Source organism: Nonomuraea sp. H19, from assembly GCF_052068215.1.
Classification (GTDB): domain Bacteria; phylum Actinomycetota; class Actinomycetes; order Streptosporangiales; family Streptosporangiaceae; genus Nonomuraea.
The window spans coordinates 1-16,019 of the sequence record NZ_JBQHCV010000068.1 but is presented as its reverse complement, the minus strand read 5'-3'; the positions used below and the strand labels follow the sequence as shown (position 1 = coordinate 16,019).

The 16,019-nt window shown below is 68.2% G+C and carries 15 protein-coding genes; 7 read left to right on the top strand and 8 right to left on the bottom strand.

Annotation, left to right across the window (positions count from 1 at the left end; all coding sequences use genetic code 11):
* Window positions 1–134 precede the first annotated feature (134 nt).
* Both ACTMTI_RS55605 and ACTMTI_RS55600 read right to left on the bottom strand, forming a co-directional pair.
* On the bottom strand, window positions 135–1,355 hold the full coding sequence (locus tag ACTMTI_RS55605; protein ID WP_441129183.1) for an MFS transporter: 1,221 nt from the start codon (window positions 1,353–1,355) through the stop codon (window positions 135–137).
* On the bottom strand, window positions 1,352–1,696 hold the full coding sequence (locus ACTMTI_RS55600) for a VOC family protein (RefSeq protein ID WP_441129182.1): 345 nt from the start codon (window positions 1,694–1,696) through the stop codon (window positions 1,352–1,354). The genes ACTMTI_RS55605 and ACTMTI_RS55600 overlap by 4 nt, the downstream gene beginning before the upstream one ends.
* 54 nt (window positions 1,697–1,750) lie before the next feature.
* On the opposite strand from ACTMTI_RS55600, the gene ACTMTI_RS55595 reads away from it, so the two are divergent.
* The 3 genes from ACTMTI_RS55595 (at window position 1,751) to ACTMTI_RS55585 (ending at window position 4,179) form a co-directional block, all read left to right on the top strand.
* Window positions 1,751–2,200: a MarR family winged helix-turn-helix transcriptional regulator gene (locus ACTMTI_RS55595; protein WP_441129181.1), complete on the top strand. Its 450-nt coding sequence runs from the start codon at window positions 1,751–1,753 to the stop codon at window positions 2,198–2,200.
* 341 nt (window positions 2,201–2,541) lie between these two features.
* A complete protein-coding gene (locus ACTMTI_RS55590) occupies window positions 2,542–3,336 on the top strand; it encodes a class I SAM-dependent methyltransferase (RefSeq protein WP_441129180.1) in 795 nt (264 codons plus the stop codon).
* Between the two features lie 648 nt (window positions 3,337–3,984).
* Window positions 3,985–4,179, top strand: a complete 195-nt coding sequence (locus ACTMTI_RS55585) for a hypothetical protein (protein ID WP_441129179.1) — start codon at window positions 3,985–3,987, stop codon at window positions 4,177–4,179.
* A gap of 164 nt (window positions 4,180–4,343) precedes the next feature.
* Here ACTMTI_RS55585 and ACTMTI_RS55580 read toward each other — a convergent pair whose 3' ends face one another.
* Genes ACTMTI_RS55580 through ACTMTI_RS55570 form a run of 3 tightly spaced genes read right to left on the bottom strand, consistent with a single transcriptional unit; the run spans window position 4,344 to window position 6,687 of the window.
* Window positions 4,344–5,144: an MOSC domain-containing protein gene (locus ACTMTI_RS55580; RefSeq protein WP_441129178.1), complete on the bottom strand. Its 801-nt coding sequence runs from the start codon at window positions 5,142–5,144 to the stop codon at window positions 4,344–4,346.
* Entirely contained in the window at window positions 5,141–5,758 is a 618-nt protein-coding gene (locus ACTMTI_RS55575) for a LysE family translocator (RefSeq protein WP_441129177.1), read from the bottom strand. Before ACTMTI_RS55575 ends, ACTMTI_RS55580 begins: the two co-directional genes overlap by 4 nt.
* A gap of 20 nt (window positions 5,759–5,778) precedes the next feature.
* A complete protein-coding gene (locus tag ACTMTI_RS55570) occupies window positions 5,779–6,687 on the bottom strand; it encodes a MerR family transcriptional regulator (RefSeq protein WP_441129176.1) in 909 nt (302 codons plus the stop codon).
* Between the two features lie 621 nt (window positions 6,688–7,308).
* Between ACTMTI_RS55570 and ACTMTI_RS55565 the strand changes: the two genes are divergently transcribed.
* Together ACTMTI_RS55565 and ACTMTI_RS55560 are read left to right on the top strand one after the other, a co-directional pair.
* A complete protein-coding gene (locus ACTMTI_RS55565) occupies window positions 7,309–8,820 on the top strand; it encodes a carboxylesterase/lipase family protein (protein ID WP_441129175.1) in 1,512 nt (503 codons plus the stop codon).
* A 256-nt stretch (window positions 8,821–9,076) separates the two neighbouring features.
* Window positions 9,077–9,469, top strand: a complete 393-nt coding sequence (locus ACTMTI_RS55560) for a RidA family protein (RefSeq protein WP_441129174.1) — start codon at window positions 9,077–9,079, stop codon at window positions 9,467–9,469.
* A gap of 4 nt (window positions 9,470–9,473) precedes the next feature.
* On the opposite strand, the gene ACTMTI_RS55555 is transcribed toward ACTMTI_RS55560, so the two are convergent.
* Entirely contained in the window at window positions 9,474–10,466 is a 993-nt protein-coding gene (locus tag ACTMTI_RS55555) for a DUF5937 family protein (RefSeq protein ID WP_441129173.1), read from the bottom strand.
* Window positions 10,467–10,596: 130 nt separating this feature from the next.
* Here ACTMTI_RS55555 and ACTMTI_RS55550 point away from each other — a divergent pair, with 130 nt between their 5' ends.
* Entirely contained in the window at window positions 10,597–10,878 is a 282-nt protein-coding gene (locus ACTMTI_RS55550) for a hypothetical protein (RefSeq protein ID WP_441129172.1), read from the top strand.
* A gap of 131 nt (window positions 10,879–11,009) precedes the next feature.
* On the opposite strand, the gene ACTMTI_RS55545 is transcribed toward ACTMTI_RS55550, so the two are convergent.
* Entirely contained in the window at window positions 11,010–11,765 is a 756-nt protein-coding gene (locus tag ACTMTI_RS55545; RefSeq protein WP_441129171.1) for a class I SAM-dependent methyltransferase, read from the bottom strand.
* A gap of 85 nt (window positions 11,766–11,850) precedes the next feature.
* Here ACTMTI_RS55545 and ACTMTI_RS55540 point away from each other — a divergent pair, with 85 nt between their 5' ends.
* On the top strand, window positions 11,851–12,108 hold the full coding sequence (locus ACTMTI_RS55540; protein WP_441129170.1) for a hypothetical protein: 258 nt from the start codon (window positions 11,851–11,853) through the stop codon (window positions 12,106–12,108).
* Between the two features lie 511 nt (window positions 12,109–12,619).
* On the opposite strand, the gene ACTMTI_RS55535 is transcribed toward ACTMTI_RS55540, so the two are convergent.
* On the bottom strand, window positions 12,620–15,772 hold the full coding sequence (locus ACTMTI_RS55535) for a BTAD domain-containing putative transcriptional regulator (protein WP_441129169.1): 3,153 nt from the start codon (window positions 15,770–15,772) through the stop codon (window positions 12,620–12,622).
* Window positions 15,773–16,019 lie beyond the last annotated feature (247 nt).

Sequence of the window (16,019 nt, the reverse complement as noted above, 5' to 3'; positions counted from 1 at the left end):
TCTCGGTCACCACAACGATGCACGACAGATAGTCACGCTTCGACCTAATAGGTGAATTTCTCAGCAGAGTCCTGAAGCCCGGAGCACTGCTGACAATTCCGGTAGCCGACGGGCCGGTCGGCCCATTTGTTGCCTCAGCGGCGGTTCTCGGCTGCCTTTGGCGAGGCCTTCGCCGGGTCTACCCTCCCCTCCACGACGGTGATGGTGGTGGCGAGCAGTGCCAGGACTGCGGCGGGAACGCCGAGCAAGGTGACCGACAGCCACTCCTGGGCCAGACCTCCAAGTCCGCCGCCGATCGCTACACCGAAGTAGATCGCGGACGAGTTGAGACCAAGGAGCATTGGTGATGAGGCGGGTGCGAAGGTCACCAGCCGGTGTTGCTGCACCACCGAGGCCATTCCGTCGGTGGTGCCCCAGATGGCGGCCCAGACGCTCGCAATGGCCAGGTTGCTGACCGTGAGTGGGCTGATCGCGAGCAGCACGGTGCCGCCGGCGAGTACTCCGACTGCGACCCCGAGTACCGCCCGCTTGTCCACGAGATGGCCGGCGAAGAAGTTGCCAACCAGGACTCCGACACCCCAGACGAACAGAATCATGGTGAGGGCCTGGGAAAACGATCCGGTCGTGGCGCTGGCCGTCACTGCTCCGATGTAGGTGTAGACGGCGTAATGTCCGGCCATCACCAGCAGCGTCACGACCAAAATGGAGAGCACCTTGGGCTGGCGCAGCGGAGCCAGGCGGGCCATAAGGCTTGTCGCCGGCAGCACGACCTTGGGCAACGCTACCGAGATACCGATCGCGGCAACGACGCCAAGGGCAGCGACCGCCCAGAGTGTGAGGCGCCAGTCGATGCCGCCGATCAAGTTGCCCAGCGGCATGCCTAGCGCGGTGGACAGCGTCAATCCACCGATGACCAACGCCATGGCACGCCCCCGGCGTTCGGCAGGCGTGATTGCGACAGCTGCACTCGACGCAGTGGCGGTGATGGTGGCCGCCCCGGCTGCTGTGAGAATCCGGGCTAACAGCGCGATCGGGTAGCTCGGGCTGAGTGCGGTGACGACGTTGCCGACGACGAACACGATCAGCGCCAGCTGCAAAACCCTGCGACGATCCAGTGGGCTCAGCAGCCAACTCAGAATCGGCGCAGCGACAGCGAGTGTCAGTGCGAACACTGTCACCAGCTGGCCGGCGGCCGGCATGCCTACCTCAAGGTCGGCGGCAATGGCCGGCAGGAGACCGGCCATCACGAACGCGTCGGTGCCGACCGCGAAGGTTGCCAGCGCCAGCGGCAACAACGGTCTCACGAGGGGCCCGGATCCCTTTGGTTCAGGCTCGTCGATCTCGGTGCGATTCATTCCTGGTCTCCGGCCTGTTGGGACAGGCTGAACTCCACGCCCTGATCATCTGTGCAATGGGCGTAGGCACCAGAGGGGATGCTGACCGGATCTTCTGCCGTGCCACCGAGTTCCCGCACCCGAGCGACGGCGGCGGTGATGTCGTCGACGGCGAAGAAGATGCGCGGGTGTCGTGACGAATCGTCGTGCGGCGATCCGCCCATGGGCTCGGGCCCCTGGATCATCGAGTAGCCCGGGAAGTTGCCCTCGTAGAACGTCCAACCGAACAGCGAGCCCCAGAACCGCTGGGTTGCTTCGATGTCGGTGCTCGGCAGCTCGAAGTACGTGACCTGTCCACTCATGAGCTTCCTCCTATGTCAGTGTGCTGACATAGGAGGGTATGTCAGAATGCTGACATGGAGCAAGAAGAGACCGTGGGAGACCTTGACCAGTCGGTGGGCTACGTCCTCAAGCAGGTGCAAGCCTCACTGCACACCGCGATGGACGAGGTGCTGCGTCCACTGGGTCTCACCGTTGCCCAATACGCATGCCTCGAACTGCTCGGACAGCATCCGGGCCTGTCCAACTCCGAACTCGCCCGCCGCGCCTTCGTCACCCGCCAGTCGATGAACCTCGTACTTCGCCGGCTACAAGAGCGGGGCCTGCTCACCAGGCCTGATCACGCCGCTCATGGGCGGGCACTGCCAACCGAGCTCACCCGAGCCGGGCAGTCGACGCTGCGCGAGGCCAGTGTCGCCGTGCGCGCCGTCGAACAGCAGCTGTTCTCACCGTTGTCCCAGGCGCAGCAGCGTCGGCTACGCGAAGACCTCGCCGCCTGCGCGGCCGCTGCGATCGCTAACTACTGACTCGCCACCCGCCCCAGAAATGGCATCGTCCATGCCCTGGCCAACCTCATCACCAACCACGGCTGGACCACCCGAGACGAACCCCGCTGACCAGCGGCTCAGCGCCTGCCGAGAAGTCTCGTTGGGATATGACCACTCCCCCACACCTTCCCGCCGTACGCCAAGCGAGGGAGCCGAGCCAATCATGGACCAGGCTCTCAACGGATGTGACAGTAACCCCGGTTCGCCGGACGTTTCCTAGTCGGGGGCCACCTTCACCCCGCCCCCTTGCGGGACCCCGCTGCCCTCGCCGACGGCTGACGGGCACGCTATCGCCGCCGACAGGGTTAAAGTCCTCGTGCGTGGAGGACTTGTTCGGCGGCGCTGCGCCGTACTACGCCAGATACCGCCCCACGTACGGGCAAGCGGTGATCGAGCACTTGGCCGGAGCGCTCGGCGCGGACAGCCGGGTGCTGGACCTGGGCTGTGGTCCTGGAACGATCGCGATCCCGCTTGCCGGTGGGGTGAAGACGGTGCTCGCCGTGGACCCGGCAGAAGAGATGCTGGCCGAGGGCCGGCGCCTGGCCGCCGACATCCCCAACATCATGTGGATTCGCGGCGACTCGACCACGCTGCGCACGCTGCCGCCGTTCGACCACGTGGTGATGGGCAGGTCATTTCACTGGATGGACCGCAGGGTGGTGCTGGCGGAGCTGGATGAGCTGCTGCCGCCTGGCGGTGTGGTGGCACTGGTCGGCCCGGCCCGGCTGTCGGGAGAGCCATGGCAGCCGAGCGCGCAGCCGTGGCAGCCGGTCGAGCGGCGGGTATGTGAGGACTTCGACCTCGAGATCAGTGCGGCGGCCAACTGCTACCACGCCACCGAAGAACATCACCACGACATCCTGGCCACCTCACCGTTCAGCGATCTGGAATGCCGAACGTTCAGGCGGCGGCTGGTGTGGGACGTAGAGGGATTGGTCGGGCTACAGCTCTCCTACTCTTACAGCTCGCCCGCCGTACTCGGCGATCGACTCCACGCCTTCGTTGAGGCGCTGCGGAAGGCGCTGCTGGCCGACAATCCGACAGGCCGGTGGGAGCAGGAACTGATGACTGACGTCCTGGTGGCCAGACGAAGAGGCGCGCTGCCTCTCTGTTGATCGTCGGTGGACGAGATCGGAACCGGAACCCGAGCTTGGCCCGGTCTTCCTCACCGATCGCCGTGCCCGTGTCAAACGGCCGCCGGCCGACGTCGACCCGGGTTCCGGCCAGGCTCGGCTGTCCTACCGCCGCGCCTCCGAACTCTTCGAGGCCGCCACCACCGACCTACCAGCCGGACCGTACACCCTGCACCGACTCCGTCACTCCGCCCTCACCCACGCCGCCAAGACGGCGCCAGCACTTCCACCCTGCTGGCCTCCTACTCCGGCCACGCCTCGGTCGCCTCGCTGGCCCGTACGCCCGCGTTTCCCCCGAAGGGCTGGCCCGCTGGCAGCAGGGTCGCGACCCGCCACCGTTCAATCCTGCGCGGATGCTCCTCGCCCCCCGTCTCGGTCGGCGCCGACCCATTGACGATACGGGCCGACACGGTCGCCGCCTGGATCGGCGGCCTGCATCAGCGCCCAAACCCGCGCGCCGCCGCGCTCGTACATCGGCTGGTGCGGCGGGTGGAGAAGGCGCCGTGGATCCCCAACGAGTGGGACTGGCAGTACAGATCCTGCGCGCCAACGCCGCCGAGCCGCTGCACAACCGGTTGATGGTGGCGCTGGCCTGCGACGGCGCGCTGCGCCGTGAGCAGGTGCAGGCAGATGCTGAAACAGCTCGACCTCACCGACGAGGAACGCCACGCCCTGGAAGGCGACCGCGAGGTCGTCGCCGCGCTGGTCGGAAGCTTGGCCGACGTCCCCACCCCCGCCGGGCCGACACCCAAGGACCTCGGCACCCCGTCGGCGTTCATCCCGCTCACGGTCCTGCACGACAGCTTGCCCAAAGGGCCGGCCTGAGGCTGAGTGCCTAACTCCTGAACCGTTGACCTCGCCTCTGGTGATCAGTCCGCGTGGCGGTGCAGGCGATGATCGATGAAAATGGCGCTCAGCAGCGGACGGGGTAAGCCCGGCCTCAGGCTTCAAACAGCCCTGAGTGATGTTGATGACTGTTTGAGTCTCCTCTAGCCGAGAACGGCGAGGTCCCCCCGCTGGACGGTGCCGCCGCGCACCACGCTGGCTTGCAGGCCGAACCGCACCTGGTGGACGTGTCCGAGCAGCTTGAGGAGCCGTACGTCGGGCCCCAGCCCCGCGTGGGGCTGGGGCATGCCGACCATGACGCAGCGGGGCATGCCCGGCCCGAGACACAGCTCTACCTGGTTGCCGATGGTGAGATGGCGGCCCTGCCAGTCGTCCTCGATGAAGTCGACGCCCTCGGCCTCCAGCACGATGTTCGCGCGGAAGCGGGCGACATCGACGGATTCGCCGAGCAACTGCTCCAGTTTGCGCACCGCAGCCGTGGTGACGAGATGAACAGGGGCCTCGTCGTGGTGCGGTACGGAGGACTGCCGACGCAGGTGCAGTGGCTGGCCCAAAAGCGTGCTGAGCACCTGACCGGCCGCCGGGTCATCGGCACGAAGTTCTCGCCCGTCCGGGAGGACCACCAACGGCACCTCACCATCTCCCAGAGCTGCGGCGGCGGTCTCGTCCAGACGGGCACGCAGGCTGAGCAGACCGTCGATGCGGCGGAAGCGGCGGGTGGTCTTGCCGCTGCCGATCCCCCCATCCTCCGCGTAGACCGCCCAGCTTCGGTCCCCGGCAACGCCGCCGACGGCGAACGGCGCGTACGCCAGCCGCTCACCACCCAGGGACTTCACCGGATACCGCGCCAGCTCGACGACCTGGCCCACCAGCAGGGGCGACGGTTCTGCTCGGCCCGGCGCGTCCTCGCAGGGACAGGAGTACAGGCGCCGGATCGTGCTCACCGGCCCTCCATTGCCAGCCGCAGCCCGAAGCCGATCAGCATGGTGCCGGTCACCCGCTCCAGCAGCCGCCGGATCCGCGGCCGGTTCAGTACCGGCCGGAAGCGGTCCACCAGCAGGGCATAGGCGTTGAGCCAGGCCAGCGACAGCACCCCGTGGGCGAACACCAGTCCCGCCATTGTCGCGGTCGCCGGCGCGTCGGCCGGAATCAGTTGTGGCAGCAAGCTGGAGTAGAACGCGGCGATCTTGGGATTGAGCAGATTGGTCACCAGTCCGGCCCGCCAGCCCACAGCCAGGAGTGAGCGCACACGCTCGGACCTCTCCACCGTGCCCTCGCGGCTGCGCCACCACGCCTGCAAGCCGAGCAACACCAGGTATACCGCCCCCGCGATCCTGACCACCGTGTACGCCTGTGTCGAGGCGGCCAGCACCACGGCCAGGCCGGCGACCGCTAGCATCCCCCAGACCAGCAATCCGGTCACCACCCCGGCCGCTGTCTGGGTCGCCGCTCGGCGACCGCCGCTCAGTGCGCTGCTGCTCACCACTGCCATGTCCGGCCCTGGGACCACGGTCAGCATGGCGAGGACCGCCACCGCCGCCAGGAGAGATTGCACCACTGCGGACTGCCATCCCCTCGTCAGATCTGATGCTCGGCCAGCCACTGCATGAGCTGTTCGGCGTGGCCGGCCGGCTCCTCGATGGGAAAGAACACATGCTCGACCCGACCATTGGCCACGATGAGGGTCAGCCGGCGATACAGCGTCATCTCGCCGGCATCAAACGTGGGCAAGCCAAGAGCGGCGGCCAGGGTCAGGCGCGGGTCGGCCACCAGCGGGTACGGCAGCCCGAGCCGGTGCACCACCTCCCGCTGATACCCGCTCGACTGCGCCGACAGCCCGTAGATCCGCGCCGCACCGGCCTTCAGCAGGTCGGCGTGACGGTCGCGGAACCCGCACGCCTGCTCGGTGCAGCCGCGCGCGCCGGGGATCGTCTCCCATCCCTCCGGCAGGTCCACGCCAGGCCGCCCGGTCAGCGGATACCCGAACAGCACGCTGCGCCCCTGGCCGAGCGCCCGCAAGCGGACCCTACTGCCGTCGGTGGCCACCAGCTCCAGGTCCGGCAGCTCAGCACCGACGAGCCTGACCGGATCTACGGCTGCGATGGCCCGCCGCCGGCCGGACTGCGCCTGCATCCTGAGCTGCGCGGCCGCGTCAAGCTGGGCGCGTAGTCTGTCACGCTGCTCGGCAAGCTGCGTGATGCGCTGCTCCAACTGGTCGATGGCCCGCCGGTAGGTGGCCAGCGACGCCGGACACACATCGCCGGAGTCGGCGCCGCTGAGCAGGCACTCGACGAACGGCCGCGTCTCCTCCACCGAAAGGCCCAACGCCATCAGCGACCGGATGTGCTCCACCAGCCGCACCGAGATCGGGTCGTACTCCCGGTAACCATTGGCGCGGCGGCGCGGGACAACCAGGCCGACCGTCTCGTAATAGCGCAACGCGCGCACCGTGACACCGGTGCGCCGCGCCAACTCGCTCACTCGCATGACCGGAACCATAAACCCGCACCCTGAGGTACAGGTCAACAGGCCAGTCGGCGCCATGGGTCACAGCCGTTAAGGGCGGTGAGTCCTCATCGTCGGCGATCTCGCCACACAGGCCAAGATCTCCCTGCGGATGCTCGCCCGCCCCGGAATCGTCTTTCCGGCATCATGTTCCGTCACGGCCTGCCCTCGGACGGCCGTCGTGCCGGCCGGTCTCATGACGGCCTGGCCGAGAGCGATACCAGCCGTGCGCGCTCTCTGTTTCACAGCAGTCGCGCGACTGCACCCACTCGTGCGCGGCGGCGCCTTCATCAGGCGGTTGATCGCCGGGTAGAGGCTGCCGTCACTGACCGGCCTGGTGTATCCGGACACCTGGGTGACTCGGCGGCGCAGCTCGTAGCCGTGTAACGGGGCCGTCGGCGAGGAAGCCCAGGATCGCCAGTTCCAGCATGACGCCATCCTCTCGCATCGAATCGAGATACCACGGATCGATGTCACTGTCATGGCCTCACGTCGGCTGTTCGTTCCCGACCCACCGCAACCTTGGGCAATTTCTTGCCTGCCGTCACGAAACAGACGTATATTTCCGGCAGCCCAGCTCGGGTGCCCTGTGAGGAGTCGTCGATGAAATCCGATGAGTTTCCGGAGATCCGCACCGAGGCGGGCGCGGTCCGCGGCCGCAGCGAGGATGGCCTGGCCGTCTTTCGTGGTATCCCGTTCGCGCAGCCGCCGGTCGGCGACGGGCGCTTCGCGGCTCCACGGCCGGTCCACCGCTGGGACGGGGTACGAGAGGCGTTCGGGTTCGGCCCGCCGCCCCCGCAGGAGGCGATGGTTCCCGGGATGCCCGCGAACCTCGCGGCAGGTGACGACTGGCTGACGGTCAACGTCTGGACTCCTGACCCGGACCCCGCGGCCCACCGCCCCGTGATGGTGTGGATCTACGGCGGCGCCTACAAGTTCGGCTCCGCCGACGACCCCGGCTACAACGGCGGCCGGCTCGCCCGCGACGGCGAAGTCGTCGTGGTGACCTTCAACCATCGTGTCGGCATGGAGGGTTTCGCCCGGATCCACGGGGCGCCGGCCAACCGCGGTCTGCTCGACCAGGTCGCAGCCCTGCAGTGGGTACGGGAGAACATCACCGCCTTCGGCGGCGACCCCGGTCAGGTCACCGTCTTCGGCGAGTCGGCCGGCGCCGGGTCCATCGCTGCCCTGCTGGCCATGCCGAGCGCGGCCGGCCTGTTCCGGCGGGCCATCACGCAAAGCGTGCCGGGGACCTTCTTCTCCGACGCGCTGGCAACGGACATCGCCGGCGCCCTGGCCGGCGAGCTCGGGCTGCGTCCGACGGTGGGCGACCTCTCAGGCGTGGACCCGCGCAAACTGCCCGAGGCCGGGGCCACGCTGACCGCCGGGATGCTCAAGTACGAAGATCGCTGGGGTCCGGTCGCGCGCACCGTGACCCCCTTCTCGCCCGTCGTCGACGGGGAGGTGCTGCCGACCGCACCCTGGCAGGCGCTGGCGAGCGGCGCGGCACGACAGGTCGAACTGATCACCGGGCACACCCGCGACGAGTACCGGCTGTTTCTGGCCATGGGCGGGCAGCTGGGCCAGATCGGCCAGGCCGAGGCGGCGACGGTGCTGCGCCTGTTCGGGCCGGCGCCGGACCCCGAGCACGCCTACCGCACGGCATTCCCGGACGCCACGGCGGAGTACCTGTACGAACTCGCGTACTCCGACTGGCTCTTCCGCATGCCCTCGCTGCACCTGGCGGAGGCCCACGTCACCGGGGGCGGCCGCGCCCACATGTACGAACTCACCTGGGCCGCCCCGGCGGACGGAGGCGTCCTGGGCGCCTGCCACGGTCTGGACGTGCCCCTCACCTTCGGTGTCTTCGAGGGCTTGGGGCAGATGCTGGTCGGCCCCACGCCTCCTCCCGAGGCTGAGGCGCTCTCCGCCCGCCTCCGCTCCGCGTGGACCGCCTTCGCCGCCACCGGCGACCCGGGCTGGCCCGCCTTCGACACAGGTGAGCGCCTCGTCCAGCTCTTCGACACCGACCCGGCGGTCACCACCTATCCGGAGGAGGCCTCCCGCCGTCTCTGGCAACACCACACCTTCACCGCACTGCCGCTGACGGCCTGACAGATCGGCTCTTGGCGGGCATGCGAGTGGTCGGGACGGGATGCTCACGCTGACCCCCAGGCGATTCCCGCCAGTGACAGCACGGTGACGAGCAAGCATTCACGCCCTGCGCATTCCGATGCTGGATGGTCGCGGGGTGTGATCGTCTTTGGGCGTGGATGCTTACAGGCTCACCTGGGACCAGGCCTCCCCGAACGATTTGATGAATCCTCGAAGTATTTGTGACCCGTGTGGCCGCGTACCTATCGTCGCCGCCATGGAAACGTCCCTGACACAGCCGATCAATCCCGCGACGCTCCCGGACGCGACGGGCAACTACACGCATGGCGCCTTGGTGGCGGGTGTCCGCCGCACCGTGTTCGTCAGCGGCCAGGTGCCCTGGGCCAGGCAGGGCGCGGTTCCCGAAGACTTCGACTCCCAGTGCCGCTTGACGTGGCACAACGTCTTCGCCGTACTGGCCGAGGCCGACATGGGCGTACGAAACCTCGCCAAGGTCACGACATACCTCTCCGACCGCATGTACCGGGAAGCCAACAGCCGTATCCGCCAAGAGATTCTCGGAGACCACCGTCCTGCTCTCACCATCATCATCACCGACATCTATTCCGAAGAATGGCTGCTGGAAATCGAGGCGATCGCCGTCGAGTGACCGATTACCCGATGTGCGCGTCCAGCAGGTGCCGGCCCAGCGGAGTCAGCTCGTGCCGGGCCGTTCGTGCCACCCGGGTGGTGACGACCAGCCCGGCACGTCGCAGATTCGCCACATGTGTCGAGGCGGTTGCCGGCGTGACGCCTAACGCCGTGGCAAGGTCCGTGGTGCCGCAGCCGGGGCGTTCGGCAAGAGCCCGCAATACCGCCGCCCGGCGCTCACCGATTGCCCCGGCCAAACGCCCATCCGGCCAGCTGCGCCCACCGTTGTCACGCCAGAACGCCCCGGCCGTGCGCGCCGGGTAGAAGAGCATCGGCTGCTGCCGGTCGTTGAGCTGCCGGTGCACACCATCGGTCAGGAACATGCTCGGCACCAAAACCAGCCCGCGGCCGCCGAGGGCGAAATCGGGCGCGCCCGGCCCGTCGAATCCCAGATGCGGATACTCCCAACGCACATGTGGAGGGCACAAAGTGGCGAGCATGGCGTCCAGACCATGCTGCGCCGCGAGCCGTGCACGATAGGCCACATCCGCCGCTAACTGGGCGTGCAGCCGTGGCCAATCGGCGGCCAGCACCGCTTGGTGGAACGCCGTGAAAGCGTGCCTCAACGTTCGCCGACCGCGGTCGGGATGGTGCAGCAGCGTGTCGACGACCACCGGAACGGTCTCCAGTACGCCGGCGAACGCAGCCATGTCCTGTTGCACCGGCACGGATGGGTCGTCAAGCGCCGCGTGGAGTTCATCCTCGAACGACATCGAGTCAGTAGCAGGCTGCGGCGTCAGAAAGTCCGGCAGATGCCGGGTGTGCGCCGAGCACAGTGTCACCACGGGCCGAGCCACCGCAGGCAACACTGCGCGACTGGCATGACGCCACGCGGCCAGGCCGGGCGGCGGTTTCGGCAGTCCGAGGCCACGCGCCGCTTTCAGCGTTTCCTGAAAGGGCAGGATGGCGAATCGGACACGACCGAGGTCCGAGTCGGAGAACACCAGGCGCGGCATACGCCGGAGGTTAGCGACATCCTCTTCCTATGGAGACATTCAGCCTGTGCGCGATAAGCGACGGGCGTTCTGATCTCGTCACATCGTGTGACTTTTGATCATCTCGGCCGAGGCGTGGTGAGAGCATCTGGTGTCTGGCCTGGAGGAGTGGTCGCGCGAGGAGCTGATCGCTCTGGCCGGGCGGGTCGGCGCGTTGGAGAAGGAGAACGGCGAGCTGCGTGAGCGGGTCGCGCGGTTGGAGCGGTTGATCTCGCGCAACGGCGGGAACTCGGGGATGTCGTCGTCCGGGGACGACCTGCTGGGCAAGCCACAGCCGAAGGCCAAGCCCGCCAAAGGCGGCGCCCCGGCAAGCAATCCGGCGCGCCGGGCACGTATCTGGCCTGGTCGGACGATCCAGACGAGCGTGTGCTGATGCCATCGAACCTTGAGCCGGGTGCCAGCGATGTTTGAGTGAGGTGCTCGCTCGTTGGCGTGGTTAGCTGGCCGTCGAGCCCGCAGTCGACGGCGGTACCTCGCCGACGAAGCACAGGAAGCTGAGTTTGTTCAAAAGTCATGGAAGTCGTCGGGGAACAGCTCACGGGCGGCCGGGTCGGGCTGCGGCTCACTGATGACGGCAAGGTGGAAGCCGGCGGTGGTGAACGCATCGGTCATCGCGTGCAACGGCCTGCGCCAAAAGGTCATCGGGAAGGACTGCCCGTTGAACGTCCATTCGTCGGTATAGCTGGTGGTCGCGAAATAGTTGGGCCGAGGATCCTGGAGCAAGTAGTCCACGAAAGGGTGCTGCACCGACGCGATCAGCCGGCCACCGGGCCTGAGCACTCGCCGCATCTCGGCCAGCGTCGGCCCCCAGTCCTCGAGGTAGTGCAGCACCAGCGACGCGACCACGTCGTCGAACGCACCGTCGGCGAACGGCAGCGGATCACGCACGTCGACCACGTGCAGGGCCGCGTCGTCACCGAGCCGCCGCCTGGCCAACGCCAGCATCCCGGCGCTGGAGTCGATGCCGGTGACGACTGCACCGCGATCGCGTAGTTCCGCGGACAGGGGGCCTGAACCGCAGCCGGCGTCCAGGATTCGGCGGCCGGCCACATCTCCGGCGAGGGCTGTGATCGCGGGCCGCGCCAAGTACGCGTTAATGATGTTGTTCTCGGTCTCCGCCGAGTACGCCTCGGCGAAACTGTCGTAGTCATTCGCCTGGGCCGGATCCGCAGGTTGGGTTGCGGTCGAAGCCCAGGGGCGTACAGCGAGCTGCTGATCGCGTACGAGGAACGCGGCGAGTTGCCTTCGGCGGCGGCCCACCCTTCGAGTACGGTCAGCGTCACCCGCGGGTCTGCCAGTCCCCCGCTGTGCGGGAATTGTCGGAGGCATGCGGCACAGTGGCTGTATGACCGAGTCGCCTGTCAGCAATGTCGTGACCGATACCCCCAGCGTTGATGCCGTGCGCGACGGAGGCGCGTCAACCGGGGCGGGTGACCGCTCGCATGAGGATGCGGCAAGGGCTCTCGTGACAGCTGATCAGCCGCTCGTCTGCCCCAGTTGCCAGGGAGTGATCGTCGGCGTGCAGGCCGCCGCCTATACACCCGCCCGCGGGCGGCTGATCGTCACCAATGGGTACTGCCAGGGAGACTGCTCCGGACAGTGATCCCGCCTGCCGGGACCCGGTCGGCTCCTCCTCGGACGTTGTCGCAAGCACCTTCCTGAACGCCTCGGTGGCGCTCAACGTTCGGCATGAGCGTCCGGCGGCCGCGGCGAAGTTCCGGCCGCCGGACTGCGGCCACACCGCAGACGGCGGTGACCAGTACCGGGACGTGGCCCTGGGCGGGGTCCGGCGCCCGACCTTCAGGAGGACGGATGGCGCGCGGAAGGGAGCAGGCTGACCTCGGGCGCTGCGGTTCGTGACTGCGAAGAACTCGTAGAGTTCGGCCGGGTCATGTTCGCGGGGTGATGGTCATAGATAACGGCCTACGACGTCGGCGATGCGGCCGTCGCGGACGAGGAAGCTGTAGGTGAAGCGCTCCTGGCCGCCGCTGCCGGTGTGGAAGGTTAGGGCGACGGTCAGGCGGTCACCTTCGGTGCGGCGTCCGGTTTCGTGGTAGCGACCGCCGGCGTCGGTTACGTCCGGTTGATCGGCTGCCTGCGGGCGGGAGCGACGTTCACGAAGCGAGAGTGATCTCGGCCAGCTCTCGCCAGTCCCGCTGCTGACCGGCACGGGTCGCCTCGGCGAACACGGTTTCACCGAGGCGATTCCGGGTGTCCGCGGCGATCCTGGAAACGTCCGGCTTCGAACGATCCGGCGTACCGCGCACGCCGTCGCTTGCCGCGAGCAATCGCACGGCCTGCTCGTACTGTCCCTGGCGCAGAGCGAGATCCGCGATCCCGATCAACGCCTCGGCGATCAGCGGTGGATACGTGGTCTCCACAGCCGCGCGGAACGCCTCCGTCCGGTGCGCGCGGGCCTTCTCGAGATCCTCAGTGAGGTAGCCGTACAGGTCCATGGTCCTGGCGCGGGCCAAGTCGCTCAGTTCCTCGTTGCCCAGCATCGCCCGCACCGTGGCCAGGTGCTGATGTGCCTTGTCCGGCTCGCCGCGCCAGCGCGCCAGCTGCGCCTTCGCAAGCTCCAGCTCGGCAAGCGTGTCCGGCCAGGCGATCTCGCCCGTGTACCGCTGCGCCTGGGCCATGGCGGACGTGCTGGATCGCTCATCGCCGAGCAGCCAGTGCAGCTGAGCCTGCCGCGCACGCAGGCTGACCACGTCCTCGGTCGCACCTACCTCGGTCAGCGCCACAGCCGCCTCTTCGTAGTGCTCACACGCGCGTGCGAACTCGCCGCGCGTGGCGAGCCGATCGGCCAGGAAGGTCAGCGCGAACGAGATCCCCATCCGGTCACCCAGCGTGCGGAACTCGGCAAGGGCGATTTCGAGGTCACTGTCCACGTCAGTCTCGTCGGCGATGTGCGTGAGCCGCAGTCGGCCACGAGTGAGCCTGGCCTGCGCGCGCACCCATGGATCGTCGTCGGCGATGAGCGGCTCGAACGCGGGCAGGAAATCCGTCGGCTCCTGCAGCATCCGCTCCCACAGCTCGACGAACCCGACGAAAGGGTGGCGATACCCGCTGCGCTGGGTGAACCGGTGCGCCTCGTGGATCCATTCCTGCGCCTGATACTGATCGCGGCCGGGCCCGGAGGTCAGGAACACTGTCACGATGGTGTACGCCATCGCCCGCACCTCATCGGACACCTCACCGTGCAGCGAGGCCGCCGCGATGCTCAACTCGATGCCCTCGGCCCTGTGCCCGCTGAGGAACCAGTACCAGCCCACGGCCCCGACCAGCCGCATCGCCTCCTGGGCCCATCCCTCGGCGATCGCCCCGCGCAGGGCCGTGCTGATGTTGTCGTGCTCGGCATCGAGCGTGGCCAGCCACTCCAGCTGCTCGGCCCGGCGCAGGTGCGGATCGGCCGTCTCGGCCAGCTCGGTGAAGTAGGCAAGGTGAGCCCGGCGCGCCGGCTCGGTTTCCCCGGCTTCGGCGAGCCGGTGCGCCGCGTATTCCCTGATGGTGTTGAGCATCCGGTAGCGCGGCGTGCCCTCGCCGTCGGCGAGCAGCAGCGACTTCTCGATCAACGCGGTCAGCAGGTCGAGCACCTGCTCCCCGGCGAACGCCTCGCCCCCGCACACCCGTTCGGCCGCTTCCAGACTGGCCCCGCCGGAGAACACCGACAGCCGCCGCAGCACGCCGCGTTCGGCCTCGGTCAACAGATCCCAGCTCCAGTCCACTACCGCGCGCAGCGTCTTGTGCCGGGAAAGCGCCGTACGGCTGCCGCTGGTCAACAGACGGAATCGGTCATCGAGCCGGCGGGCCAGCTGATCGATGGACATGGTGCGCAGCCGTGCCGCGGCCAGTTCGATCGCCAGCGGCACCCCGTCGAGCGCCCGGCAGATCCGCGCCATGGCCGACAAGGTGTGCGCGTCGGAGCCGATGTCCTTGCGCACCAGACCCGCGCGGTCCCGCAGCAGCCGCACCGCGGGCGAGGACCCGACCTCGGAGGGGTCTGCTTGCTTCGCGGGCAGCGCGAGTGGCTCGACCTGCCACAGCACCTCCCCGGTGATACCGAGCGGTTCTCTGCTCGTGGCCAGAATCCGCAGGCTCCGGCACTCCCCCAGAAGCCGATCCGCGAAAGCCGCGGCCGCCTCGATCACGTGCTCGCAGTTGTCCAGGATCAGCAAGATCGAGCGCTCACGGACCGCGGCGATGAGCCGATCCATCGGTTCCCCACCCCGCGCATCACCGAGCAATGGCTGGTCGCGCAGGCCGATCGCGGTAAGGGCGGCCTGTGCCAGCTCACCGCCTGCCTGCACCGAGGCCAACTCGACCAGCCACGCCCCATCCGGCAGCTCGGCGAGCATCGTCCGCGCGGTCTCCGTGGCCAGCCTTGTCTTGCCGGAACCGCCCGCCCCCGTCAAGGTGACCAGCCGGTGCTTGATGGCCAGAGCGGCGACCGCGGAGATGTCATCGTCCTTGCCGACGAAACTCGTCAGCTCGGCGCGCAGGTTCGTCCTGCGGTTCTCCGCCCGCTCGCCCAGCTCGCCCCGCAGCAACGCGGTGTGCAGCGCGGAGAGCTCGGTCGATGGATCGGTGCCCAACTCCTCAGCGAGCCGCTCGCGCGTCCGCTGGTACACGGTCAACGCTTCATTCCCACGCCCCGCCTCGGCGAGCGCTCGCATCAAGGCCGCCACGAACCCCTCGCGGAGCGGGTACGCGGCAACCAGCTCGGTCAGCTCGGAGACCAACTCCGAGCCACGGCCGAGGCGAATATCGGCATCCACCCGATCTCCGAGCGCGGCAACGTGGAGTTCGTCCAGACGTGCGATCGCGGCGTCGAACGCATCGCTGTCTTGCAGTGCGATGTCCGCCATGGCCGTACCGCGCCACAATGCCAAGGCCGAGCGCAGCAGATCCGCCCGCGCCGCAGGCTCGGCGGCACGGGCCTGACCCACCAGCTGCTCGAACCGGCACACGTCCACGGCATCGGCAGCCACGGCCAGCCGGTACCCGCCTGACTCCGCCTCGATCACACCGTCCGGCAACACCCTGCGCAGCCTGGACACCAACGCCTGCACGGCATTCACTTCGTCCGCGGGCGGCCGTTGCCCCCAAATCCAGTCCACCAGCCTCGCGCGCGTGACGATCCGGCCAGGTTCGAGGGCGAGTGCGGCGAGCAGCGCGCGCAGCCGAGCCCCAGGAACCTCCACCACGGCCCCATCGGGGTTCCGGACCTCGAACGGTCCGAGCAATCCAACTCGCACACCAGTCATTGTGCCGAACCATGGCGACCACCGACTAACCGCTACTGCGCGCAAGCCGCAAACACCGCCGACCTTGATCGGATCGTTATCATCGCAGGTCGGGCGAATGAGTTGGATTGCCGGCGGATGCTACGGCGACCCCGGGAAAGCCCGGAGTTCCCGCGAACCCAAGGGTCGATGTCGAACGGTTGGGGTGGTCTGGGTGGTTATGCACCCTTGGGTTCGTCGGAACCGGGGACCGTGTACGGCCAAAACG

Bases quoted from the DNA above. Each gene is read 5' to 3' on its own strand.
- ACTMTI_RS55555 (WP_441129173.1), bottom strand. From the start codon at position 10,466: ATGCCGCGCCTGGTGTTCTCCGACTCGGACCTCGGTCGTGTCCGATTC.
- ACTMTI_RS55605 (WP_441129183.1), bottom strand. From the start codon at position 1,355: ATGAATCGCACCGAGATCGACGAGCCTGAACCAAAGGGATCCGGGCCC.
- ACTMTI_RS55600 (WP_441129182.1), bottom strand. From the start codon at position 1,696: ATGAGTGGACAGGTCACGTACTTCGAGCTGCCGAGCACCGACATCGAA.
- ACTMTI_RS55540 (WP_441129170.1), top strand. From the start codon at position 11,851: ATGACCGAGTCGCCTGTCAGCAATGTCGTGACCGATACCCCCAGCGTT.
- ACTMTI_RS55570 (WP_441129176.1), bottom strand. From the start codon at position 6,687: ATGCGAGTGAGCGAGTTGGCGCGGCGCACCGGTGTCACGGTGCGCGCG.
- ACTMTI_RS55535 (WP_441129169.1), bottom strand. From the start codon at position 15,772: ATGACTGGTGTGCGAGTTGGATTGCTCGGACCGTTCGAGGTCCGGAAC.
- ACTMTI_RS55560 (WP_441129174.1), top strand. From the start codon at position 9,077: ATGGAAACGTCCCTGACACAGCCGATCAATCCCGCGACGCTCCCGGAC.
- ACTMTI_RS55565 (WP_441129175.1), top strand. From the start codon at position 7,309: ATGAAATCCGATGAGTTTCCGGAGATCCGCACCGAGGCGGGCGCGGTC.
- ACTMTI_RS55585 (WP_441129179.1), top strand. From the start codon at position 3,985: ATGCTGAAACAGCTCGACCTCACCGACGAGGAACGCCACGCCCTGGAA.
- ACTMTI_RS55595 (WP_441129181.1), top strand. From the start codon at position 1,751: ATGGAGCAAGAAGAGACCGTGGGAGACCTTGACCAGTCGGTGGGCTAC.